This window comes from Bacillus sp. FSL R5-0431, assembly GCF_038002985.1.
Lineage (GTDB): Bacteria > Bacillota > Bacilli > Bacillales > Bacillaceae > Bacillus.
Genome location: NZ_JBBOOG010000001.1, coordinates 2,831,820 through 2,855,547, shown reverse-complemented (window position 1 = coordinate 2,855,547; position 23,728 = coordinate 2,831,820). Strand labels below are relative to the sequence as shown.

Annotated in this window: 21 protein-coding genes; 15 read left to right on the top strand and 6 right to left on the bottom strand. The window is 41.6% G+C overall.

The window, feature by feature from the left end; translation table 11 throughout:
- The first annotated feature begins 41 nt into the window (after window positions 1-41).
- The gene (gene erpA, locus MKZ03_RS14775; RefSeq protein WP_012011138.1) at window positions 42-404 is read left to right on the top strand and encodes an iron-sulfur cluster insertion protein ErpA; all 363 of its coding nucleotides are present in this window, start codon (window positions 42-44) and stop codon (window positions 402-404) included.
- A 121-nt stretch (window positions 405-525) separates the two neighbouring features.
- Here erpA and MKZ03_RS14770 read toward each other — a convergent pair whose 3' ends face one another.
- Window positions 526-927, bottom strand: a complete 402-nt coding sequence (locus MKZ03_RS14770; protein WP_307500187.1) for a hypothetical protein — start codon at window positions 925-927, stop codon at window positions 526-528.
- Window positions 928-1,128: 201 nt separating this feature from the next.
- On the opposite strand from MKZ03_RS14770, the gene MKZ03_RS14765 reads away from it, so the two are divergent.
- The gene (locus MKZ03_RS14765) at window positions 1,129-1,335 is read left to right on the top strand and encodes a hypothetical protein (protein WP_012011136.1); all 207 of its coding nucleotides are present in this window, start codon (window positions 1,129-1,131) and stop codon (window positions 1,333-1,335) included.
- 47 nt (window positions 1,336-1,382) lie between these two features.
- Here the strand turns inward: MKZ03_RS14765 and yumC are convergent, their stop codons facing one another.
- Complete coding sequence (gene yumC, locus MKZ03_RS14760; RefSeq protein ID WP_034659862.1) at window positions 1,383-2,381, bottom strand: ferredoxin--NADP reductase 2; 999 nt, start codon at window positions 2,379-2,381, stop codon at window positions 1,383-1,385.
- A 391-nt stretch (window positions 2,382-2,772) separates the two neighbouring features.
- On the opposite strand from yumC, the gene MKZ03_RS14755 reads away from it, so the two are divergent.
- The 4 genes from MKZ03_RS14755 (at window position 2,773) to MKZ03_RS14740 (ending at window position 5,399) form a co-directional block, all read left to right on the top strand.
- Window positions 2,773-3,990: an NAD(P)/FAD-dependent oxidoreductase gene (locus MKZ03_RS14755; protein ID WP_161937191.1), complete on the top strand. Its 1,218-nt coding sequence runs from the start codon at window positions 2,773-2,775 to the stop codon at window positions 3,988-3,990.
- A 137-nt stretch (window positions 3,991-4,127) separates the two neighbouring features.
- The gene (locus tag MKZ03_RS14750) at window positions 4,128-4,253 is read left to right on the top strand and encodes a YuiA family protein (protein ID WP_159049984.1); all 126 of its coding nucleotides are present in this window, start codon (window positions 4,128-4,130) and stop codon (window positions 4,251-4,253) included.
- An 81-nt stretch (window positions 4,254-4,334) separates the two neighbouring features.
- On the top strand, window positions 4,335-4,655 hold the full coding sequence (locus MKZ03_RS14745) for a YuiB family protein (protein WP_034659859.1): 321 nt from the start codon (window positions 4,335-4,337) through the stop codon (window positions 4,653-4,655).
- A gap of 99 nt (window positions 4,656-4,754) precedes the next feature.
- A complete protein-coding gene (locus MKZ03_RS14740; protein ID WP_106036546.1) occupies window positions 4,755-5,399 on the top strand; it encodes a 3D domain-containing protein in 645 nt (214 codons plus the stop codon).
- 42 nt (window positions 5,400-5,441) lie between these two features.
- On the opposite strand, the gene MKZ03_RS14735 is transcribed toward MKZ03_RS14740, so the two are convergent.
- Window positions 5,442-5,918, bottom strand: coding sequence for a divergent PAP2 family protein (locus MKZ03_RS14735; protein ID WP_034659857.1), 477 nt, complete (start codon window positions 5,916-5,918; stop codon window positions 5,442-5,444).
- Window positions 5,919-6,245: 327 nt separating this feature from the next.
- Between MKZ03_RS14735 and MKZ03_RS14730 the strand changes: the two genes are divergently transcribed.
- The 3 genes from MKZ03_RS14730 (at window position 6,246) to MKZ03_RS14720 (ending at window position 10,161) form a co-directional block, all read left to right on the top strand.
- A complete protein-coding gene (locus MKZ03_RS14730; RefSeq protein ID WP_106039120.1) occupies window positions 6,246-7,736 on the top strand; it encodes a leucyl aminopeptidase in 1,491 nt (496 codons plus the stop codon).
- A 141-nt stretch (window positions 7,737-7,877) separates the two neighbouring features.
- Complete coding sequence (locus tag MKZ03_RS14725; RefSeq protein WP_307500185.1) at window positions 7,878-9,206, top strand: Na+/H+ antiporter family protein; 1,329 nt, start codon at window positions 7,878-7,880, stop codon at window positions 9,204-9,206.
- A gap of 178 nt (window positions 9,207-9,384) precedes the next feature.
- Window positions 9,385-10,161, top strand: a complete 777-nt coding sequence (locus tag MKZ03_RS14720) for a sporulation protein (protein ID WP_034659852.1) — start codon at window positions 9,385-9,387, stop codon at window positions 10,159-10,161.
- Window positions 10,162-10,230: 69 nt separating this feature from the next.
- Here the strand turns inward: MKZ03_RS14720 and MKZ03_RS14715 are convergent, their stop codons facing one another.
- The 3 genes from MKZ03_RS14715 to MKZ03_RS14705 form a co-directional block, all read right to left on the bottom strand.
- Window positions 10,231-10,827 (bottom strand): biotin transporter BioY, encoded by a 597-nt coding sequence (locus MKZ03_RS14715; protein ID WP_003212636.1) that lies wholly within the window; start codon window positions 10,825-10,827, stop codon window positions 10,231-10,233.
- Window positions 10,828-10,941: 114 nt separating this feature from the next.
- Window positions 10,942-12,078 carry an alanine dehydrogenase gene (gene ald, locus MKZ03_RS14710; RefSeq protein ID WP_034659850.1) on the bottom strand — a complete coding sequence of 379 codons (1,137 nt, stop codon included), beginning with the start codon at window positions 12,076-12,078 and terminating at the stop codon, window positions 10,942-10,944.
- Between the two features lie 110 nt (window positions 12,079-12,188).
- Window positions 12,189-13,418 carry a PucR family transcriptional regulator gene (locus MKZ03_RS14705; RefSeq protein ID WP_034659848.1) on the bottom strand — a complete coding sequence of 410 codons (1,230 nt, stop codon included), beginning with the start codon at window positions 13,416-13,418 and terminating at the stop codon, window positions 12,189-12,191.
- A 406-nt stretch (window positions 13,419-13,824) separates the two neighbouring features.
- Between MKZ03_RS14705 and MKZ03_RS14700 the strand changes: the two genes are divergently transcribed.
- The 6 genes from MKZ03_RS14700 (at window position 13,825) to essA (ending at window position 23,677) form a co-directional block, all read left to right on the top strand.
- Window positions 13,825-14,118 carry a WXG100 family type VII secretion target gene (locus MKZ03_RS14700; RefSeq protein WP_003213769.1) on the top strand — a complete coding sequence of 98 codons (294 nt, stop codon included), beginning with the start codon at window positions 13,825-13,827 and terminating at the stop codon, window positions 14,116-14,118.
- Between the two features lie 95 nt (window positions 14,119-14,213).
- Window positions 14,214-14,453 (top strand): EsaB/YukD family protein, encoded by a 240-nt coding sequence (locus tag MKZ03_RS14695; RefSeq protein ID WP_003213579.1) that lies wholly within the window; start codon window positions 14,214-14,216, stop codon window positions 14,451-14,453.
- Between the two features lie 14 nt (window positions 14,454-14,467).
- A complete protein-coding gene (gene essB, locus MKZ03_RS14690) occupies window positions 14,468-15,781 on the top strand; it encodes a type VII secretion protein EssB (protein ID WP_341032246.1) in 1,314 nt (437 codons plus the stop codon).
- Between the two features lie 51 nt (window positions 15,782-15,832).
- Window positions 15,833-20,308 carry a type VII secretion protein EssC gene (gene essC, locus MKZ03_RS14685; protein ID WP_341032243.1) on the top strand — a complete coding sequence of 1,492 codons (4,476 nt, stop codon included), beginning with the start codon at window positions 15,833-15,835 and terminating at the stop codon, window positions 20,306-20,308.
- Entirely contained in the window at window positions 20,305-23,202 is a 2,898-nt protein-coding gene (gene esaA, locus MKZ03_RS14680; RefSeq protein ID WP_341032241.1) for a type VII secretion protein EsaA, read from the top strand. The genes essC and esaA overlap by 4 nt, the downstream gene beginning before the upstream one ends.
- The gene (gene essA, locus MKZ03_RS14675; RefSeq protein ID WP_034659843.1) at window positions 23,192-23,677 is read left to right on the top strand and encodes a type VII secretion protein EssA; all 486 of its coding nucleotides are present in this window, start codon (window positions 23,192-23,194) and stop codon (window positions 23,675-23,677) included. The genes esaA and essA overlap by 11 nt, the downstream gene beginning before the upstream one ends.
- Window positions 23,678-23,728 lie beyond the last annotated feature (51 nt).

The window sequence follows — 23,728 nt, the reverse complement described above, 5'->3', positions numbered from 1 at the left end:
TATAATTGAAAAGAAACATCCAGTCAAAAGGAGGGATGATCATGAGTACACCAGTAACCATTACAGAAGCTGCTGCACTGCAGATTAAAGATATGATGAAAGAACATGAAGAAGAAAATGCGTTCCTACGAGTGGGCGTAAAAGGCGGCGGCTGCAGCGGTCTTTCATACGGCATGGGCTTTGACCATGAAGTTTCAGAGAAAGACACGCAGTTCGAACAGCAAGGCATCCAGGTCCTTGTCGACTCCGAAAGTCTTGATATCATGAACGGCACCATCATTGATTTCAAACAATCACTAATGGGCGGCGGTTTCACCATCGACAATCCGAATGCGATTGCTTCATGCGGATGCGGTTCTTCTTTCCGAACAGCGACGAATACCGGTACGCCGGAAGAGTGTTAACAACTGATCATGGATTAAGATAAGCCTTCTTGTTCGTTTGTTTTTGTAAACAACACGATCGAGGAGGCTTTTTTGATGAGGAAAATCAACCAAAAAAAGACACTCATTCAGTGTCTCTTTCTCATATTGCTTCTTCTATTTTCAACAGTTCTTTATCCAGGACATCCACCAACTCTTGGGTGCTAAACACTTTATTGCCATCTTCCACATGGACTTCAATCACAATTTTAATATTTGCGAGTTTTTCATGGTACATCACTTCAAAAGTGCCCTTTTTTTTCGTTTCATTGTTTTTATTCATTTTTTGAACTTTGGAGAGTATCTGTTTGATTTCTTCATCACTCAAACCAGAATCTAAAATTGAAGTGGGCACATGCTTTAAAAAAGGTCCTAGTTGATCAACATCAATATTCAATCCTGCTGCGAACTGCGCATAATGTTTGTTATAGTCTTTTGCAAACAGTTCTACTGAGCCACTAATCATCAGTAATAAGCTCAAACTGATCAATAAACGCTTTAACATCTTTCTACCTCCTTCATATGATCTTCTTTATTTCCTATATCGGTTGATCAGATGAAACCTTCATTGATGCCATTATCTCTTCAACAATTTATAAATCGCTCAATTTTGTTACAGCTTGCTCTCACAACTGGCTATTTCCACTTGAAAAGAGTATCATGAGAACCAAACATAAACTGTAGGTAGAAAAGAGGTTGCTGAGGTTTGAGTGAACAAATCAATTGCAGGAACTGTCATGAACTGATTCCGTATCGTTCCAAAACGTGTCCAGCTTGCGGGATTGAGAAGCCGCTTCCGAAAAAGGAACGTGTGAAGGATCGGGTGATTTTGGTTGTGGCAGGGATTGTTGTGGTGCTGCTTGCTGCAATGGTACTTGGAATGGCGAATGCCTATATTGGGGTTTTTAAATAAACGAAAAAGGAGTTCCGCTAGTGGGAACTCCTTTTTTTGATCCGCTTTTATTTGTTTTCAAATAAGCTTGTGGAATGAAGAGGCTGTACACGGGCTTTCGGGTCCATGTAGGCTTTCGCATTGTTGACAGCAGTTGGTGCTTCACCAAATCCGCTTGCAATCAATTTGACCTTTCCTTCATACGTACAGATGTCTCCTGCCGCATAGAAGCCTTCAATGTTTGTTTCCATTGTGGATTTCACGACGATCGAGTTCTTTTCGATTTCAAGACCCCATTGCTTAATTGGTCCAAGGGAGGAAACAAAACCGAAGTTGACGATCACGTCGTCTACATCAAGCACTTGTTTTTTGTCGCCTTTGACTTCTTCGAGCACAATCTGTTCAATGCGGTCTTCACCAATGAGCTCAGTTGGCACAAATGGCGTCACTACATTGACTTTCGAATTGTGCAGGTTTTCTACACTGTGCTCATGGGCGCGGAATTTATCACGGCGGTGAATAATGGATACTTCTTTTGCGATAGGTTCAAGCATTAGTGCCCAGTCTACTGCAGAGTCTCCGCCGCCAAGAACGGCCACACGTCTGCCAGCAAATTGGTTCAGATCATTAATGAAGTAATGCAGGTTGCTTCCTTCAAATGATTCTGCTGCACCTAGCTCAAGCTTTCTCGGTTGGAATGCACCGTTACCAGCTGTGATGATGATCGTTTTAGAGTAATGAATCTCTTGATTTGTCACAAGTTTAAAGATACCATCTGCCTGTTTTTCAACTGTTTCAACTGCTTGCTCTAAGCAAATGGTTTGATCAAATTTATCCATTTGTTCCTTTAAGTTATCAACTAATTCTTGTGCGCGGATTTTTGGAAAACCAGCCACATCATAAATGTATTTTTCAGGGTAAAGAGCGGATAGTTGACCGCCGAGCTGAGGAAGGCTTTCAATGATTTTCACACTTGCCTGTCTCATGCCTCCGTAAAACGCAGTAAACAATCCAACTGGGCCGCCCCCGATAACGGTAATGTCATATACCTTAGAATCTTCTTGCATTCCTTTAATCCTCCCAAATGAAAATTGTTATCACTATATCATATCATACCACATATCGTCGTTTGACTTGTTTTGAAAAACTTGTCGTTTTTTGATGCCGAAGCTTTGAAAAAGAGGAAAAAGCGAGAAAGACCGTTTATCATAAGGATTTTCAGTTTAAAGCCTTGAAAATTGGAGCAGAACTCGCTATTATTGTTAAGGGAACTAAATATTAATTTTTTATGAATTTTTGTCGGATACGGTCAAATGCTTTCGTTTTATGTAGGTGAAAGTTCAGATTTTCACATACTTATTTTTTTGTTTAAATTTCATAAAATGCCGGAAAGCGGTTGAGAATAGCAATATGTAATTCTTTATCCGTTTTACAGCAAATTTAAAAAAGGTGGATGTGATTCCAGTGAATAAACCGAAAATCGTTGTATTAGGTGCAGGTTATGGCGGATTAATGACTGTAACAAGATTAACAAAACAGCTTGGCACAAATGATGCGGACATTACTCTTGTGAACAAGCATAATTATCATTACGAAACAACATGGTTACATGAAGCAAGCGCAGGTACACTTCATCATGACCGCTGTCGTTATCAAATCAAAGATGTGATTAACAGTTCCCGTGTCAACTTTGTACAAGCAACAGTTGAAAGCATTAATAAGGAAGCAAAGAAAGTTGTGACATCAGATGGCGAACTTTCTTACGACTACCTTGTTGTTGCACTTGGTGCTGTTCCTGAAACATTTGGTATTGCAGGACTGAAAGAATATGCATTCTCAATCTCTAATATCAACTCTGCTCGTCAGCTTCGTGAGCACATTGAGCTTCAATTTGCGACGTATAATACGGAAGCTGAAAAACGTCCAGAGCGCTTGACAATCGTTGTCGGCGGTGCAGGCTTCACAGGTATTGAGTTCCTTGGTGAGCTTGGAAACCGTGTGCCTGAGCTTTGCAAAGAGTATGATATTGATCAAAAAGACGTACGTATCATCTGTGTAGAAGCTGCACCAACAGCTCTTCCAGGATTCGATCCTGAATTGATCGACTATGCAATGAACTACCTTCAAGGTAAAGGTGTTGAGTTCAAAATTGGTACAGCGATCAAAGAATGTACGCCTGAAGGCATCATTGTTGGAAAAGACGATGATACAGAAGAAATCAAAGCTGAAACTGTTGTTTGGGCTGCTGGTGTACGCGGTAACCCAATCGTTGAAGAAGCTGGATTTGAAAACATGCGCGGCCGCGTAAAAGTGTCTCCAGATCTTCGTGTACCAGAAAATGATGATGTATTCATCATCGGTGACTGTTCATTGATCATCAATGAAGAAATCAACCGTCCATACCCACCAACTGCACAAATCGCGATGCAGCAAGGTGAAACAGTAGCGAAAAACCTTGCAGCACTAGTTAAAGGTGGTTCTCTTGAAAGCTTTAAGCCAGACATCAAAGGAACAGTTGCTTCTCTTGGTGAACACGACGCTGTAGGTGTTGCGTTTGGTAAAAAACTTCAAGGAACAAAAGCTTCTGCAATGAAGAAAATCATCGACAACCGTTCTTTATTCATGGTTGGCGGCCCAGGACTTGTTCTGAAAAAAGGAAAATTCAAGTTCTTCTAAACCTTAATAGACAAAAACGTGTATCCTCGTGATACACGTTTTTTTTATGACGTATGGCATATTTTCTTACTTGGTCATCGGCAACAAAGTATGTTATGATGAATTATCAGAAAATTTAGATCAAGGGAGTGAGCAATATGAATGCACAAACAAAAGAAAAAAAATCCACCTGTCAATATTGTTCGGGGAAAGGGTATTTTCAGCTATTGCTCGGCGGATCTGAAACATGTGAGGAATGTAAAGGGACAGGAAAGAAGCTTTAATCCATCTGCTTTTTCCATTGATTGACTTCATCTCTATTTCCAAGTTAAACTAATGATGGGATATTTGGGGGTGGAGATGAAGTGATCAGTTTACCAGTCGTTATCATTTCAGTTATTTTATTTTTCGTGTTATTCTTCGGCATTGGCTTTTTGCTCAATATGCTGCTGAGAATGTCATGGATTATGGCTATTTTATATCCAATTGTATGCCTTTTCATTATCAATAATCAAAAGATGATCGCTTATGTCAGAGAACCGGGCATTGCTTTTTCAGGGATAGGAGAACGCATTGTCTCTCTCGCTGCGGCAGATATCATTATCTTGTTAAGCGGTCTGATTGGTGCAATTGCATCAGGTTTTGTCATCAATGCACTTCGAAAAAGAGGGTATCAAATGTTTTAACTCACTTGTAGACATGCAAGTGGGTTTTTTTGTTTCTCCTTTGCATAGTTTCCATTTTGTTTGGAAACAAATAGATGGGTAGAGGAGTGACAAATAAAGATGAAAACATGGATGAAACGATTGTTCATGACAGCCCTTTTCATGCTTGCTCTCTTGACAAGCTTTACGGGCATATCTGGAGTTGAACCAAGTGATTTAGCTGTCTGGGTGAAAGAGACTGATCCTGGCAAGCAAGTATCTTCTTTTTTCCAACAGCAAAAAAGGGAAACGATGGCACTCAAAAGTGATGACTTGCGGGCTGTTTCTCTCGAAGAAGCGTTTAATTGGAACGATTACCCGAAGCAAAAGGTTGTCGCCACAGGTTATACAGCAGGTGTGGAATCAACAGGTAAAACGAAGGAACACCATGCATATGGCATTACATATTCAGGCGTCAAAGTGAAACGTGACTTATATTCAACTGTGGCAGCAGACCCATCAGTCTTTCCGATTGGAACCGTGCTGTTTATCCCAAACTATGGCTACGGAGTGGTCGCAGATACGGGAAAAGCCATTAAAGGTCATAAGCTTGATTTATACTATGAAACCGTAGATGATGTGTATAGAGAATGGGGTAAAAAAGTGCTTGATGTGTATATCATCAAAAAGGGCGAAGGGACGTTAACGGAAAAAGACTTAAACCAGCTCAATGAAGCAGAATCAATGCAAGTGTTCCGTCAGCAGTTTCAAGCCAATAAAGAATAAAAAAGCTTTGGACAAGTTTGAGGTCCAAAGCTTTTTTCGCTTCTACATGAAGTAATAATCTAAGATGAGTGTTAGTAAGATCCCTGTTAAGCCGCCAAAGAAGACTTCAATCGGCTTATGACCAAGAAGCTCTTTTAATTTCTTTTGCTTTTCTTTTTCTTCCGCACTCGGGAAATTCTTTGCTTCAGAAACAAATCGGTTAAAATCTGTCACCAACTTGTTAAGTACAGTCGCCTGTTCTCCTGCCTGCCTGCGCACACCTGTCGCATCGAACATGGTAATAATGGCAAAGATGGCGGAAATGGCAAAGATAGATGTATCTAGCCCGTGCTCTAAAGCCACTGCTGTTGAGAGTGCTGTTACGGCTGCGGAGTGTGAACTTGGCATTCCGCCTGTGCTTGTAATGAGCGACCAATCTAGTCGTCTAGAAATGATAAATTGAATCGGTACTTTTACAAATTGAGCAAAAAAGATGGCTGCAAGGCTGGCAAGCAGCGGAAAATTCATCAGTACGCTCATGAACAAGAAACATCCTCTCTGTAAGAAAAAATATGGTGCGAAATGATGGACTGTGTACCCTAGTAAGATGAAAAAATGATAGCAGTATCAAATGCTGCCAAGTCCATGTTCAATTATAACATTAAAGAAAGTAGATGTGGAACGAGGAGAATGCAGGCGGGCTGCTCAAGTTTTCATCGCTTTTTTCATGATGCCCTTCCGCGTGTGAAAATATAAATGTTCATCAAGTAAAGACAGACTGGCAATGATCGTATAGGCACGTAAATTTTGATATAATAGAAGTTCCAATGTGAAAAATGGAGTTCATTGAAGGAGCGTGTGATAAATATGTTTTTCTCGACAAATGAATTGCAGCATAAAGATACACTGGTGATCGGACTTTTTCAAAAGAGCCAATTATCAGGAAAAGCAAAAGAAATGGATGAATTACTTGAAGGAAGAATCACTGAATTATTAAAAGAAGGCGATATTTCATCTAAACGAAATCAGCTCTCGAAGTTTTTCCCATCCCCTGAGACAGGCATCAAACGCATTTATTTTGTCGGACTTGGGAAGGAATCAGATTACACGTTTGAAGAGGCAAAAGAAGGGTTTGCCCATTTATTTAAAAAGCTCCATCAAGATAAAAAGCAAGCGGTTTCGGTCTTGCTGGATACGTTTATTGGAAAGGATCTGCCTGCCCAAGATGCAGCCCATGCCCTTTCTGAAAGCTGCCTTTTAGCTACATATGAATTACAAGATTTTAAACATAAAACAAATGAACCGGATCGCTTCATCGAGTTTGTTTATGCAACGACGGATCATGATACAGCTGAAATTCAGGCAAGTCTGAAAGTGGGCGAGGTCTACGGACAGTCCGTCAATTCGGCCCGTACCCTTGTGAATATGCCGCCGAACATGCTCACATCCTCTGATCTGGCTTCGTACGCGGCAGAGCTTGCGTATAAATACGAATTTGAGATTGAAATTTTAGATAAAGAACAGATGGAAGAGCTCGGCATGGGCGGGATTCTAGCTGTCAATAGAGGCTCAACAGAACCACCAAAGCTGATCGTTCTGAAATATCAAGGCAAGGAAGAATGGACAGACGTCATCGGGCTTGTCGGTAAAGGTATCACGTATGATACTGGTGGCTATTCTTTAAAGCCAAGAGCCAGTATGGTTGGGATGAAAACAGATATGGGCGGCTCTGCCTCTGTTTTAGGCGCCATGGAAATCATTGGTGAACTGCGCCCAGAGCAAAATGTCATTGCTGTCATTGCCTCGACAGACAATATGATCTCGGCTGACGCCATGAAACCGGATGACGTCATTGTGTCACTTAGCGGTAAAACAATCGAAGTGCTGAATACGGATGCAGAAGGCCGTCTTGTTTTAGCAGATGGGGTGACATATGCGAAGCAGCACGGTGCCTCTGTCCTTGTAGACGTGGCCACATTAACAGGCGGGGTCATTGTGGCACTTGGAAATGAGACAACAGGCGTCATGACGAATAACGATGAACTATATGCTCAGTTTAAAGAGGCATCAGAAGAATGCGGTGAAATGATTTGGCAGCTGCCAATCACTGAAAAAGATAAAAAGCGCGTACGAAACAGCAAAATGGCGGATCTCAATAACTCACCAGGCCGCGATGGTCATGCGATCATGGCAGGAGCATTCATTGGTGAATTCGCTGAGGATACGCCTTGGGTTCACTTAGATATTGCAGGAACAGCAACAACAGAAAAGCCTTCATGCTTTGGGCCAACAGGGGCGACAGGTGTGATGGTACGGTCATTGGCCACATTTGTGGAACGATTTGAAGGAAAGAAATAAAGGATCAGGCTCTGCCAAATGGCGGAGCTTTTTTTATGTAGGACATACGCCGTTTGACGAAGAAAATTTTCTATGGTAACATACGTTGGTACTTTAATTATCTACTACATTAGTAAACTAAAGGATTTCGGGGGTTTCACCATGAATGCAGTTGTTTTAGCGGTTATTTTAATGTTGATATTAAGCTTGCTGCGGGTCAATGTCGTGATTGCGCTGGCACTCGGTGCTTTAGCTGGCGGACTTGCAGGTGGGTTAGGCCTGGGAGGAACAGTGGAAGCCTTTACTGACGGGCTCGGAGGAAATGCGACAGTTGCCATTAGCTATGCACTTTTAGGGGCATTTGCTGCGGCGCTGACAAAAACGGGTCTTCCAGATGCCATGGTTGAAGGAGCAGTGAAGCTTCTAGGAAAAGAAGGCGACTCAAGAAGAAAAACATTATCAAAAGTACTGATCATTCTTGTGATTTTGATCGTATCTTGTTTTTCACAAAACGTCGTTCCTGTTCACATTGCCTTTATTCCGGTCTTAATTCCGCCATTATTAAAAGTGTTTAACGAGCTTCAAATTGACCGCAGACTGCTAGCGTGTGTCATGACCTTCGGACTCACTGCACCATATATTTTACTTCCAGTCGGTTTTGGACAGATTTTCCACGGAATGCTCCGTGATAATATGAAGGATGCAGGTCTAGCTGTGAATTTAGCAGATATTCCATATGCAATGCTGATCCCTGTTGGGGGGATGGTGCTAGGATTGATCGTCTCCCTTTTCGTGTATCGTAAGCCAAAAGTATATGAGGATCGCGACATTACAGATGTAGAGAAATCAGCGTATACGAAAAAAAGTCTATTCTTTGCTGGTCTTGCCATCCTCGTGTCATTGATTGTCCAGCTTTATCTGTCTCAAAGCCTTGGCGTGGAAGGTATGATCTTCGGTGCACTTGCAGGACTGCTTGTCTTGTTTGTGACCGGAATGATGAAACGCGATGAAGCAGATCAACTGATTACATCTGGAATGAATATGATGGCATTTATCGGTTTTGTCATGCTTGTTGCGGCTGGATTTGCCAACGTTTTAACCAAAACAGGAGACATTGAAACGCTTGTTAAAGCATCTTCACAATTTATCGGCAACAGCCAGAGCCTCGCGGCAATTTTAATGCTGCTTGTGGGTCTGCTTGTTACAATGGGGATCGGATCATCATTTGCAACGATTCCAATTATTACGACCATCTTTGTTCCACTTTGTTTACACCTAGGGTTTAGCCCAATGGCGACAATTGCAATTATCGGTTCAGCTGCGGCTGTTGGGGATGCAGGTTCACCTGCAAGTGACAGTACGCTTGGACCGACATCTGGATTGAATATGGATGGACAGCATCACCACATTTGGGGTACTTGTGTTCCAACATTCGTATTTTATAATGTACCGCTTGTCCTGTTCGGCTGGATTGCGGCAATTATTCTTTAACATAAAAAGCTTGTAGAGAAAACGTTGTTTTTTCTATAAGCTTTTTTTGTGATGTTTTCTCCATTTTTTTGCTGTCCAAAGGTAAAAAATAATTAGGACAAAAGTATGAATAAAATGAATCTTTCTTCTTCTTTCTTACGTATATATGCTGATAAAAATGAAAAGGGGAAGATGAGAGATGTCATTTTTTAAAAAGCTAGCGGCAAGTGCTGGGATTGGTGCAGCGAAGGTAGATACCATTTTGGAGAAAAACGCTTATTATCCAGGTCAAGAGGTAAGGGGAACTGTCCATGCAAAGGGCGGGAAAATCTCTCAGGACATCCGCTATATCGATGTCAAGATTCAAACGCAATATGTGATTGTGCAAGATGATGAAGAGCGTAGAAAATATGTGAACATCTATTCTTTACGGGTGACGGATTCTTTCATCATCCAGCCTGGCGAAAAGCATGAATTTCCGTTTTCATTTATTCTTCCTATTGATACCCCGATGACTATCGGAAAAGTAGAAATTGCAGTGGTGACAGACCTTGATATCCAAGGCGGAATCGATAAATCTGACTATGACCGTATTTTTGTTGAAGCACATCCTTGGGTGAAAAATATACTGGAAGCCACTAGAAATCTAGGCTTCCACTTGAACGAAGCGGACTGTGAACAAGCACCTTACTTCCAGCGTCGTCTGCCATTTGTTCAAGAATTTGAGTTTATTCCGACATCAGACTACTATCGCTATATGCTTGATGAGTTAGAGCTGATTTTTTTGATAGATGAGAATGGATTAGACGTTATTTTCGAAGTCGACCGCAGAGCAAGAGGCCTGCGAGGGTGGCTGGAGGAAATGTATAATGACGGAGAACAGCTTGTACGCTACCGCTTCAGTCAATCAGATCTTGAAGATGTAGAAGCGCTTGAAGGAATGCTAGAAGAAATCATAGATCAATACGCTGAGTAATGATAAAAAAAGAGCTTGAATGAAGACAGGCTCTTTTTTCTATGATCCACTTGAAGATGATGTCTGCACTTATGACGCAGCTTGTTGTTTTCGAAAGGATGTGGCTTTTGATACAGAGCGATAAATTTTAGGTGCCAGCATCGCAAGTAATATGGTCAATGCGTAGTCTTTCACCATAAACCAGATCATAAAGAACCATGTGGTTTGATAGGAAATGGGTGCATTCAGCCACACATTTAATGCGAGGTACGTATAAGTCGTTCCGATCACATACATGACGGTCGTACCTGCAATAGCTGCAAGCAAAAAGCGGCCAAAGCCAGGATTTTTTCTTTTTTCTAAAATGAATCCAGCTAGCCAGGCAGCAGGAATATACGATAATACAAAACCACCGCTTTTGCCTAAAATAACCCCAAAGCCCGCTGAGAACTGTGCGAATACAGGTGCACCAGCAATTCCAACTAAGGCATATACAATCATAGCCAATGCGCCAAGCCGTCTGCCGAGCAAGAGACCAGCAAGTACACAAAAAAACGGCTGCATTGTAAGTGGAATTCCGCCGACCTGCAAAAACGGCACAATGGATGTGATATTGGCTCCAATAGCCATGAGTGCAGCAAACATTCCGACTAGCACAAAATCAGCGGTTCTTGTTTTCTGTTGCATGATGTTTCCCCCTGTCTTATCTGTACAAATAGATTAAGGGGATGAGAAGTATTTGTCAACCTGTTTTTATTATTGGTTAACAAAAAACCCACCCATGAAAAGGGCGGGTCTGTATTAAGCTTCTGTCATAGAAGACGCATCGATCGCTTGATGAACAGGCACATAATCATAGCCGAGATCACGAGCGACGGCTTCATATGTGATATGTCCGTTCATGACATTGACACCTTCTGCGATGGCTTTGTTTTCTTGAATGGCTTTTGCAGCGCTTTTATTAGCAATTTGCAGTGCGTAGGGAACGGTGACATTCGTTAAAGCAACAGTTGATGTCCGTGGAACTGCTCCAGGCATATTGGCAACTGCATAATGTAAAATACCGTGTTTTTCATAAGTAGGCTGATCATGTGTTGTGATATGATCTATTGTTTCGACAATGCCGCCTTGGTCAATCGCTACGTCTACTATGACGGAACCAGGCTTCATTTGCTTCACCATTTCTTCCGTCACAAGCGTTGGTGCTTTGGCACCTGGGATCAGCACCGCACAAATGAGAAGGTCTGCCTCACTGACTGAATCAGCAATGTTTACTGGGTTAGACATTAACGTTTTCATTTGATGACCAAATTGATCGTCCAGCTGACGCAAGCGTTCTGCGTTTACGTCAATAAGAGTGACATCTGCGCCAAGCCCAATCGCCATTTTCGCTGCGTTTGTTCCAACAACACCGCCGCCTATAATTGTGACTTTCCCTCTTGATACCCCTGGTACGCCTGCGAGCAAGATGCCTTTACCGCCTTTTGGCTTTTCTAAAAATTGTGCACCGATTTGAGCGGACATTCTGCCCGCCACTTCAGACATAGGTGTTAAGAGAGGGAGTGATGTTCCGTCCGTTACTGTTTCATAAGCAATAGCTGTGACGCCTTTTTGTTTTAAAGCTTCAGCCAAGGAGGGCTCTGCGGCAAGATGCAGGTACGTAAATAAGATGAGTCCTTCTCTGAAATATGAATATTCCTCAGGTAATGGTTCTTTTACCTTCATGATCATATCAGAAGATGCCCACACATCTTTCGCTTGATCAAGAATTTCTGCACCAACAGATACATAATCGTCATCAGTGAATCCGCTTCCAAAACCAGCGTTTGTTTCAATTAAAATCTGATGTCCAGCTGAAAGTAATTGAGAAGCTGCTCCTGGTGTTAATGCCACTCGGTTTTCATTGTTCTTAATCTCTTTCGGAATGCCGATGATCATGTTTATTCCTCCCATGCTTATCTATTCATATTGTATGTCTAGTGTATCCTGAATGTTTAAAAAATGCTTCGGTTGAAATAAAAAATAAAAAAACGCCTCTTTGTGAAATTTCACAAATGGACGTTTTTTAGCTTCATATCAAGGTATATGGTCATTTTCTCATTCATGTTTTTTAAATCTATTTCTGCAATGTCTGTAATACGTTTTAATCTGTAATTCAATGTATTGATGTGGATGTTTAATTGCTTTGCGGCAATATTGGCATTGCTGTCACAGTCAATAAATCGTTCAAGGGTTTCGACTAGGTTGGAATGATGCCTCAGGTCGTAATCTTCCAGCTTTGATAAAGAATAACTGGAGTAAGATGAGCCCCTTCGTTTTTCAGCGAGGACATCTAAATATTGATAAATACCAAGTTCAGAAAAACTGTGTAAACGTTCGGTTTCAACAGGAAAGCGCTCTTTTGTTTTTAATACAGCCAGTGCTTCTTTATAGGAAGGCTGAATATAAGAGATGTTATCGTAAATTCCACCAATCGCTGCTTGAACGTGATGGATATGATACCGGTCAGACAGCTGCTGCAGCATGCCGCTTGTGAATTGTTTAATATCGTGCAGCGGGTGTTCCGTTTTGGGTGAGACAAGAATAATGAATTCGTGAAAATCAACAGTTGTTAACAGCACTTGGACTTGCTGCGTTGTTTCAAGCAGGTAAGATAGCTTTTTTTCTGTGTCTTCTGTGAGTTCGTCACGAAGGCGGAAGATGATGATGGCATACGTGTCTGGACATCTGATGCCAAGTCTTAAAAATAGGTCTAGCATCTCATCCTTTTCATGAATATGACCTGTGAGCATCTTCCAGAAAAGCTCCTGATTGCGTTCTTCTGTTTTCGTTTTGCGAATTTGTAAGTTAAGTAATTTGTTTTTAACAGCATGTGCTGCCATCTTCAGAAGGTCCATTTCTTCTTCTGAAAAAGGCTGTGTGGACTCAATCGCCCAGATAAAACCGAGTACTTCTTTGTCCTTCCAGATTGAAATGGCAACCCTGCTAGATAAACCCACCTCTGCAATTTGAGGGACACGAAGCGGTTCGTCTGTTTTAAGGAGTGTAGGAATGATACCGTCCTTCCAAAGCCGATTAATGACTTTTTCCGGTACACGGCGGGAGATAATGGTTGAAGTTCTGGCGGGATCAGTAAAATCATTATGAGTGCTATAGGCCAACAATCGATGATGCGTATCTTCTATAGTAATAGGGCAATTGAGCACATCACTAATTTGGTCTGCCACATCCTCTAAACGATCAAGACTATACTTGAATGGATCTGTCTTTTTTGTCATAAAAACCCCTGCTTTTTCGAATATTTCACGTACTTACATTATGAAGAGAAAGAGGTACGTAAATCAATAACAAAATGCCATAAATTTAAAAAAAGAGAAAGCCCAGAGAAGCAAGCACATCGATGCTGAATGAAGGCGAAAAAGAAATAGTACAATAATAACGTAGTAAAAAATCAATAGGCGGAAAGATTCAGTGAAGTGTGTCTACACTTATTAAGAATATATGACCAAAAAAATGTTAAATACTAGATAAAAAGCGAAAAAACAGTAATTCTATAGACTCATTTTGTAAAATAAAAACAGATTTGTTTGACTGTGTATCATTTCTGTTTTTATAATAATAACGTCAAAAAATAAGTGGATTAGCCCATTATATGGCGGCTATGCACGGGAGGTAATGAGGAATATGTCAGGAATTATTCGCGTAACCCCAGAAGAACTAAGAGCGACCGCTAAGCAATATGGTGTTGAAAGTCAAGAAGTGTTAAACCAAGTTGATCGTCTAAATAGAATGATCTCTGATTTAAAAGGAATGTGGGAAGGTGCTTCTAGTGAAGCATTTGCTGATCAATACGAGCAGTTAAAGCCTTCATTCATCAAAATGTCTGATCTACTAACAGATGTCAGCAATCAGCTTGATCAAACGGCAAATACACTTGAAAGCACTGACCAAGACATCGCAAGCCAAATCCGCGGCTAATCAAAGGGATTTCCTTTCTAAGTGTGAAAAGCAGAAAAAGCGCCGAGTGTGTCAATGGATGCCGGCGCTCTTTCTATTTTGTGAGGTGGAAATTTGTGTATATCGATATTACCATCGACTTAAAAAATTATGATGGCAGTGTGTTTGATTTGAGACTATCAAATTATTTACATATTAAACAAGTCATCCATATCGCCTGGCAGGCAAAACAAATCTCACTTCCTAAGCGAGAAGGCGGCTGGGTGCGAGTAGTCAATAAGAAAGCTGTGTTTTCAGGCGAATATAAGCTGTCAGACTGTGGAATCACCACAGGAGACAGGCTGGAAATACTATGAAAGGACTTTTGTGAATGGCAGATAAAAAGAGTTCCTATTTAGAAGAACAATTAGAAGCAGTGATGAAAAAAGAGGGTGGCACCTACAGCTTCATTTTTCAAAGAGAGACAATTAAACTCTTAGACGGTTTAGAAGCGGCACCGATCAAAGACATCAATCCTTCATTCAAAAAAGAGATTCAATTAACTGAAGATGAGGTCATCATTTCTATTCAACCGCCTCCTGCCTATCAGGAATTTCGTTTCATCCATGCAAAGGATGAAAAAAGCAAATGGATTTTTTCATACCAGCTTGTCGATGCAGTTTGCAAACACGACGTGAAGCGGCTGCATCCTATTGTTTCTCCTGAAAACATTGTTTTTCATCAAGGCTTAGCTCCTGCATTTTTGCATTACGGGGTCAAAGAAAGCATCCCGCCATATGAAACGGATGACCATCGTTTATTAAAAGAAGTCAAAGCCGTCATTCTTCGAGTGGTGGACCATGAATATCGGTTTCAGGAATATGTGGCATACAGTGAGACGCTGAAATTATCTGAACTGGCAAAAGAAATCGTTGAAACGCAGTCGCTGGAAGAATTGTCTGCCCTCACTCAGCAAAAAATCGAAGCGATTGAAACGAAAGAGAAAACGCTATTAACCCTTCCGAAAAAGAAATGGAAGATCGAACGATATATCGGACTAGGTCTGCTTGTCCTATTAATCCCGGCATTGGTGTACACCATTTACACCTTCTTTTTTGCGATGCCGAAACAAGAAGCGTATGTCGAGGCAAACAAATATTATCTCAACAAACAGTACAGCCAAGTGGTGGATACGTTAGAAAAATATTCAGCCAATCAAATGCCGGTCTCTCTTCAATATGAACTGGCCATTTCGTATGTACAAACGAATCAAGGCAACCTGTTACTCGATCAGCATAAAAAAGAAATCACAGATACATACACATTACAGACTGATCCGCAATATTTCCTTTTCTGGATTCATATTGGACAAGGCAATAGCAAGGAAGCACTTGATATTGCACGTGTACTAGGAGACGACCGGTACATATTCACGGCACTCGTCGCCTACCGCAATGACATTCAAAACGATGACAGTCTTACTGCAGAAGAAAAACAAAAACAGCTAGACCCGATTATTAAGGAAATGGCGAAATATGAAGAAAAAGAAACAACGGAGACAAGCACCAACGACTCCTCGGGCGCAAGCCAAACAGATGAAACAGCTGAACAAAAAGAGCAGTCAAAAGCCGATCAAGAGAAAAAAGAGAAAGAATCTGAAGCGAAAAAGAAAACCTCTCAGACGAAAAAAGATGAGAAAAAATAATTCTTTCGATACAACTGACAGTTGGTGCTGTCCCATGAGGAGGTGGAGCGTTTGAGTCTTCTTTGGGTTTTTTATGAGGAGGATTATCAAACCGTCCGTTTAGACGAGCAGTTCAATCGAGAAGCTGTGATTGGACCTGAAATAGAGCATACGGTGACAATCCCTTCACTTTCGTTTGATGAGGGGGTCATCCGTTTATCTCCCGATGAACCGAATGATGGCTTTTCCATTTATCAGGGTGAAGAGAAGAAAGGCACATTACTTCCACATGAACCATATAAACTTGGATCACTTACACTTATGTTAATGGAAGCACACCATGACCAACACATTTATTACCTAGGAAATAGAGTCGAGCTGTCTTTTTCACGTGAGGAAAAAGATGGTATTGATGTGTGGAAAGAACAAGCGCATTCCATGTTTCAAGATGCGAGCCAGTTTACTTTGGAGAAAATCGAAGGATCTTGGTATGTCATGCCTCAGGACGAAACGATTTATGTGAACGGGAAAAAAATTCACGGTCCAGAGACAATTGATGCTGGAGATGAGCTGTTCTGGAACTTTCTAACGGTGACATTGAAAGATGATGATTTATTGCAGGTGACTGCATATGAACCATTTCAAACACGTTTGGAAAAAACAAGAGCACCAAGCACAGAAACAAAACAAAAATATCCTTTATATAGACGAACACCGCGTTTAATTTATGATCTGCCAGATGACCGGGTATCCTTTAGCTTTCCTTCGCAGGAGAGTGAAAATAACAGCAGAGGGCTTTGGCTTGTTGTCCTTCCGCCGCTTGTGATGCTTCTTGTGATGGGGATTGTCGCTCTTGTCCAGCCGCGCGGAATCTTTATTGTCGTGTCGATGGCGATGTTTATCATGACCTTAATCACATCGTCCGTTCAATACTTTAAAGAGAAATCACAACGCAAAAGACGAGAAGAGAAACGGCAGCGAGTCTATTCTCTTTACTTAGAAAATAAACGAAAAGAGCTGCAAGAGCTTTACGACCGCCAGCAATATATTTTGACGTATCATTATCCGTCATTTGAACAAATGAAGTACTTAACGTCAGAAATTAGCGGCCGAATTTGGGAAAAAACACTTGTGAGTGACGATTTCTTGCAGCTGCGTCTTGGGACGGGTGCAGTCCCATCAAGCTATGAATTATCGATGAGCGGCGGCGATATGGCCAATCGTGACATGGATGACTTAATGGAACAAACGCAGCACATGCAACAGGTCTATCGTAAAGTGAAGGATGTACCCATTACATTTGGTCTTGCAGATGGCCCAACAGGCTTGATTGGAAAGCCAGCCATTGTGAAAAAGGAGCTTCATCAACTTGTCGGACAGCTTGCTTTCTCGCACAGCTATCACGATTTGAGATTTGTCTTTATTTTTCATGAGCAGGAGTATGAGAATTGGGAATGGATGAAATGGCTTCCGCATTTCCAGCTGCCTCATACATACGGCAAAGGGTTTATTTACAACGAACAAACACGCGATCAGCTGTTGTCCTCGATTTATGAAATTTTACGTGAGCGTGATTTAGAAGAAGAAAAAGAGAAAAAAATCTTTACGCCTCACTTTGTGTTTATCGTGACAAATCACGAGCTTATTGCTGAACATGTGATTTTAGAATATTTAGAAGGCAGCCGGACAGACCTTGGCATCTCAATTATTTTTGCTGCTGAAACAAAGGAAAGCTTAGCTGAAAATATCTCGACGCTTGTCCGTTATATTAACGAAGAAGAAGGAGATATTCTCATTCAGCACAAGAAAGCCGTCCGAATTCCATTTCAGCTTGATACACATGAGCGCGGGGACAATGAGCTGTTTGCCAGAACGCTGAGAACATTAGATCATCAAGTTGGCATGACCAATTCGATTCCTGAAACGGTCTCCTTCCTTGATCTTTTTCATGCCAAACAGGTAGACGAGATTGGTATTCGTGAAAAATGGCTCACATCAGAAACGGCCAAATCACTATCTGTGCCAATCGGTTATAAAGGGAAAAATGACATTGTGGATCTGAATCTGCATGAAAAAGCACACGGTCCGCACGGCCTGTTGGCGGGAACAACAGGATCAGGGAAAAGTGAATTTTTACAGACGTACATTTTATCGCTCGCTGTACACTTTCACCCGCATGAAGTCGCTTTCCTGCTGATTGACTATAAAGGAGGCGGAATGGCGCAGCCGTTCCGAAATATTCCTCATTTACTAGGTACCATCACCAATATTGAAGGCAGCAAGAACTTTAGTGAAAGAGCGCTTGCCTCAATTAAAAGTGAATTGAAGAAAAGACAACGGTTGTTTGATCAATATCATGTGAATCACATCAATGATTATACGAAGCTCTATAAGGAGAATAAGGCTGAACAGGCAATGCCTCATTTATTTTTAATCTCTGATGAGTTTGCTGAATTAAAAAGTGAAGAGCCGGACTTTATCAGGGAGCTTGTCAGTGCTGCACGTATCGGCCGAAGCCTCGGGGTCCATCTCATTTTGGCTACCCAAAAGCCAGGCGGGGTCATCGATGATCAGATTTGGAGTAACTCCCGCTTTAAGGTCGCACTAAAAGTACAAGATGCGTCAGACAGTAAGGAAATATTGAAAAATAGTGATGCGGCGTCCATTACCGTTACAGGCCGCGGCTACTTACAAGTGGGGAACAATGAAATTTATGAATTGTTCCAATCAGCTTGGAGCGGTGCGCCATATATGGAAGATGGCTACGGATCAGAAGATGACATTGCCATTGTGACAGATACTGGACTCATTCCGTTATCAGGGGTAAGTACAGAGCCGGCAGTGAAGAAAGAGACAGTATCGGAGATTTCTGCTGTTGTGGATGAAATTGAACGTATGCAGCAGGAGCTTGGGATTGAGAAGCTTCCAAGTCCATGGCTTCCACCGCTTGAAGAACGGATTCCAAAAACACGTTATGCGTCGAGTGAAGAGCATGTCTTCCATTTTGCGCTTGTCGATGAGCCAGATCAGCAAAGCCAGCATCCACTTTCTTATCAAATGATGGAAGATGGGAACATTGGCATCTTCGGTTCCTCCGGCTACGGCAAATCACTTGCTGCCACAACACTGCTCATGAGCTTTGCGGAGAGATATTCACCTGAAGAATGGCATGCGTATATTTATGACTTCGGAAACGGGACATTGCTTCCGTTAGCCAAGCTGCCGCACACGGCGGATTATTTCTTAATGGATCAAATGAGAAAGATTCAAAAGTCGATGACGCGTTTGCGGGAAGAGGTTGAATACCGCAAGCGGTTATTCAGGCAGCAAGAAATGAGTCATATCAAAATGTACAACGCCTTAAATGAGAAAAAGCTCCCGTTCATTTTCATCGTGATCGACAACTTTGACATTGTCAAAGACGAAATGCATGAACTTGAATCTGAATTTATCCAGCTGAGCCGTGATGGACAATCATTAGGAATTTACTTCTTGATTACAGCGACTCGGGTAAACGCAGTCCGCCAATCTCTTATGAATAACCTGAAAACAAAGGTTGTTCATTACTTAATGGATCAAGGAGAGGCGTATTCGATTATTGGTAGACCGAAATTCAGCTTAGAACCGATTCCAGGACGAGTCATTATCAATAAAGAAGAGCTTTACTTTGCGCAAATGTTCCTGCCAGTTGAAGGAGAGAACGATCTCGAACTGTTTGAGCATTTGAAAGAAGAGATACAGCTTCTTCATGATCGCTTTGAATCAGCTGAAAAACCAAAGCCTGTGCCAATGCTTCCTGATAAACTGACCATTTGGGAGCTAGAGAGTCGTTTAGAAGAACAAAAACAGCCGTATGACATTCCAGTCGGACTAGATGAGGAATCTGTTGCACCTGTTTACTTTGACTTGAAAAAGAATAAACACTGCCTCATCATCGGTCAAACGCAGCGAGGGAAAACAAATGTGACAAAACTGATGCTTGATCAGCTTTTAGCAGCAAGACCTGAGAAGCTGGCCGTGTTTGATTCGATTGATCGGGGTCTTTCCCATTATGCAAAGGAAGAGAATATCGATTACCTTGAAACAAAGGATGATATCACTGAATGGGCAGAGGAAATAGACCGTTTATTCAAGGTGCGGGAAGAGATGTACGTCGAAGCTGTACGCAGGGGAGAGACCGATCAGTTGTCGTTCCCTCAAATTGTGCTTGTGATTGATGGCATTACGCGTTTTCAGCAGACGATCGATCCGCGTCTTCAAGATCAATTGGCTGATTTCATGAAGTCATATGCACACCTAGGCTTTAGCTTGATCGCATCAGGGAATCATACCGAATTCAGTAAAGGCTATGATGCACTCACAAACGAAATTAAACAAGTTCGTCATGCCATGTTACTCATGAAAAAATCAGAGCAAAACATCATACCGCTTCCATATGCAAGACAAGAACCAGATATTCAGCCAGGGTTCGGGTATTTGGTTGAAAACGGGAAAGAGAAGAAAATCCAGGTTCCTTTATGTGCGGTAGAAAGGAAGAGTGTTCAATGACAGAGCAGCAAAAAAGCTCCATCAAAATCGTATCGACCATGATATTGATTCTTGTTCTGCCGGTTTTATTTTTCCACCTCATTGGAGATGACCCGGCAAAACAGAAAAAGAATGCCACACGTAATATTGCTGTGGTCAATGAAGATATGGGAGCGAGCGAAAGTGAAAACACCGCTCGTTTCGGACAGGATGTCGTGGCAGCATTATCAGAGCGTCCAGATTATACATGGACCGTAGTGAATCGCAGTGCGGCGGAAAATGGACTGAAAAGCAGAAAGTATGACGCTGTCCTCTATATTCCGTCTGATTTCTCTAAAAATGTGCTGAGCTATGATAAAGACCATCCTGAAAAGGCATCCATTCAATTTTCTATTCAAGACCAGCTCAATTCAGTCAATAAAGAGAAAGTGCAAAGAGAGCTGGAAAATGCGCAAAAGAAAATGAATGAACAGATGTCGACGTTATACTGGAGTTTTGTATCACAGGAAATCGGCAATGTCAGAGAAGAGTTTGAGCATATTGTCGGCAAAGAAGTCGAATTCCAAAACACGATGTATAACTTCTATAAGCCGAACTCAAACAAATTATCAGATGCCGTTCAGCAGCAGAAGAAACAAATAGAAGAATTAAAAAATGCGATGACCGATTCACAGAAACAGTATAAAGACGGTTTGAGTACAACAGAAGAAGCAAAGAACCAGTTAAAGGACTTTGTGAAAGCAGTCGATCAATACCAGCAGTATCAAGACAAACAAAAGGACCTCTTGATCAAAGCGCAATCGACAAGTCAAAAACAAATCCAGCAAGGGCTCAAACAGCTTGCTGATATTCAAAACCAAAATGCCCGCAGCTTTAGTGATCAAATGGGCGGACTAAAAACAGACATCAACGGGGTACAAAGTCAGCTGAACACAACTGACAGCGCCATTCAATCTGTTCAAAAGTCAAGAGAGGACGCCATTCCTAAGCAAGCAACGGGATTAACGGAACTTGTGAAGGCTTCTCAGAAGGAACTGATTAAAAACTATGAAAAGCAGTACCTGGAATACTATAAAAATAAGATGGAAGCCTTGCAAAATAATTTAAAAGAAAAAAGGGAGCAGATTTTAGCTGAAACTGAAAAGCCAGAGGACTCCAGTAAGGATGGACCATCAGATCAAGATAATGAAAACCCTGAAAAGATTGGGATTAATTTAGATGAAGAGACAAATGAACTCTCGCAAATTTCAACAGAAATGAACGATCTCGCGGATCAATTAGCAGATCAGGAGACGCCGCCTACTACTGAAAATGGCAAAGAAGGTGGAGAGGGCGAAAATCCTGTTCAGCCAGATTCCGGCAGCACGAATTCATCTAAGGATGACCTTAAAGCACTCTCTACTCGTTTAGAAGAAGTGAAAAAGAAGATTCAAGAAAAAGCTGCCGCTCATAATGACGAATTGAAAGACAAAGTGAGTCAGATGAGTAAGGAGCTTAAGGACCTTTCTGATAAAATAGGTAAACTTGAAAAAAAGTTTCTATGGTTACAAGATCGATATAACGTCATTCCGAATGAAATCCAAAATCAAGAATCATCCATTGTAAGTAAAGTAAAAGAGCTGAAGCGCAGAAACTCACCAATTGGTGGAGCCTTTGCTGATGATCTTTTTGAGGAAAAGTTTGATACAAAATCAACAGACACTAAAAAATTAATGGAGTATTCCAATCAACTCTCCCAACTATATATGATGCTTGATGATTTTTACGAATCAACAAATAACTCTTCTCTACTAGACACAAAAGAAGAGAAAATCCAGTCCATCCTCTCGATCAAAAAAGAGGAAACAGAAAACTGGGATACGCTCAAAAACCAGATGCTGACGTCAAACGATGATGTGTCTACTTTTATTGATGAGATGCAGAAGTTTTCAGATGGCTATGCAGAATACATTTCGACTCAGCAGGCAAGCGTGGAACAGGAATTAAATACAATCTCTGAAAGTGCGGACAATGTTGCGGAGCAAATGGCTGATCAAGGAGATGCAGTGTATACGGCAGACCTTGCAGGCAGTTCAATTGTTGTCAGTGCACAGGATTCAATTGGTCAGGAAGTGCTTCGTCTTTCTGAAAATATGAGTTCGTTAACCGACCGCCAAAAAGGGGTGGCGGATTATACGAATAACATTGAAGAGAGTGTGACAACAGTTCAAGAAAAAGCGGATACGCTGAATGAAAACTGGAGCAAGAATGTCAACTCTACGAAGCTTGTTCAGCAAGATTTGAAGGGTATTTTAGGAAACACATTGAGTGATCAAGGCAACAGCAACTATGTGTATAACCACTTAGCCAATCCGCTGAAAATCAGCGGTGATGTGCCGGAAGAAAAAACGCAGACTGTACCGCCAGTGGTCATTTTGGTCATTGTGATGATCAGCAGTTTGTTAATTGGCTTTTTCAGCTCGTATTATGCGGCAGCTCCGATGCTGGTTAAAGGTGCACTGTTTGGCATCTTAAATCTATTAGTCGGACTCATGATCAGCTTGTTTGGACTGAACATTTACAAGCTTGCAGATGATCAAGCGATTCAGTGGTCCATTTTCACGATTTTACTATTAGTGGCTTGTTCCGCCTTTATTCGCACGGCGTTCCTTTTCGGCTCTATTGCCGGATGGATGGCAGCAACGGCGCTTATTTTCTTCTTTGTCGCACCATTAATTGATTTGGTGATGCCGAATTTCCATTTCATAAATCCAGTGACAGACGTGTACCTGTCCATCCAATATGGAAATGGAGATCACTTTGGAATGGGTGTTATAGGATTAGTGATTTTAACTGTCCTCTTCATGGCCATCCCGCTTGTGACAAAGTTATGGAAAGATAAAACGGAGGAACGTGATGTGACTCATGAGGCTTAATCTGTTCGTGAAAGGGGTGGCACTTGGTGTCATGTCCCTTTTTCTCCTCATTCCTGCTGCTTTCGCTGCTGGTGAAGATACGGATACAAATGTCAAGCCGAATGAATATCAGGAAAAAGAACTCAATATTAACTCAAGTATATTGAGGGATCAAACGAAATACGAACAAAGCAAAAAGACATCAACAGTCAAAACAGACATTCATTTTGCTGAACCGCCTAAAACTCCGGGAGGGTCTCTTTCTCCGCAGCTTTTCAGTGATCTAAAAGAGAACCCGCCCAAAACATCAGCTCACATGATGGAAGAGATGAATATCTCTTTTCGTGATGCCGCTGTATCAGCACCTTCTGGCGATGATCACAAGAAGCAGACATCAGCACTGCTTCCGATCATCTTTGGTTTCTTAATCGTCTTTGGTATTGTCGTGATGTTCATTCTGATTCCTAAGGTGAATGTGAAGGCTGAAAAGAAATAGCCTGTCTCTTTGAAAAGAGGCAGGCTTTTCTTATGCAGATTGCTTGATGTC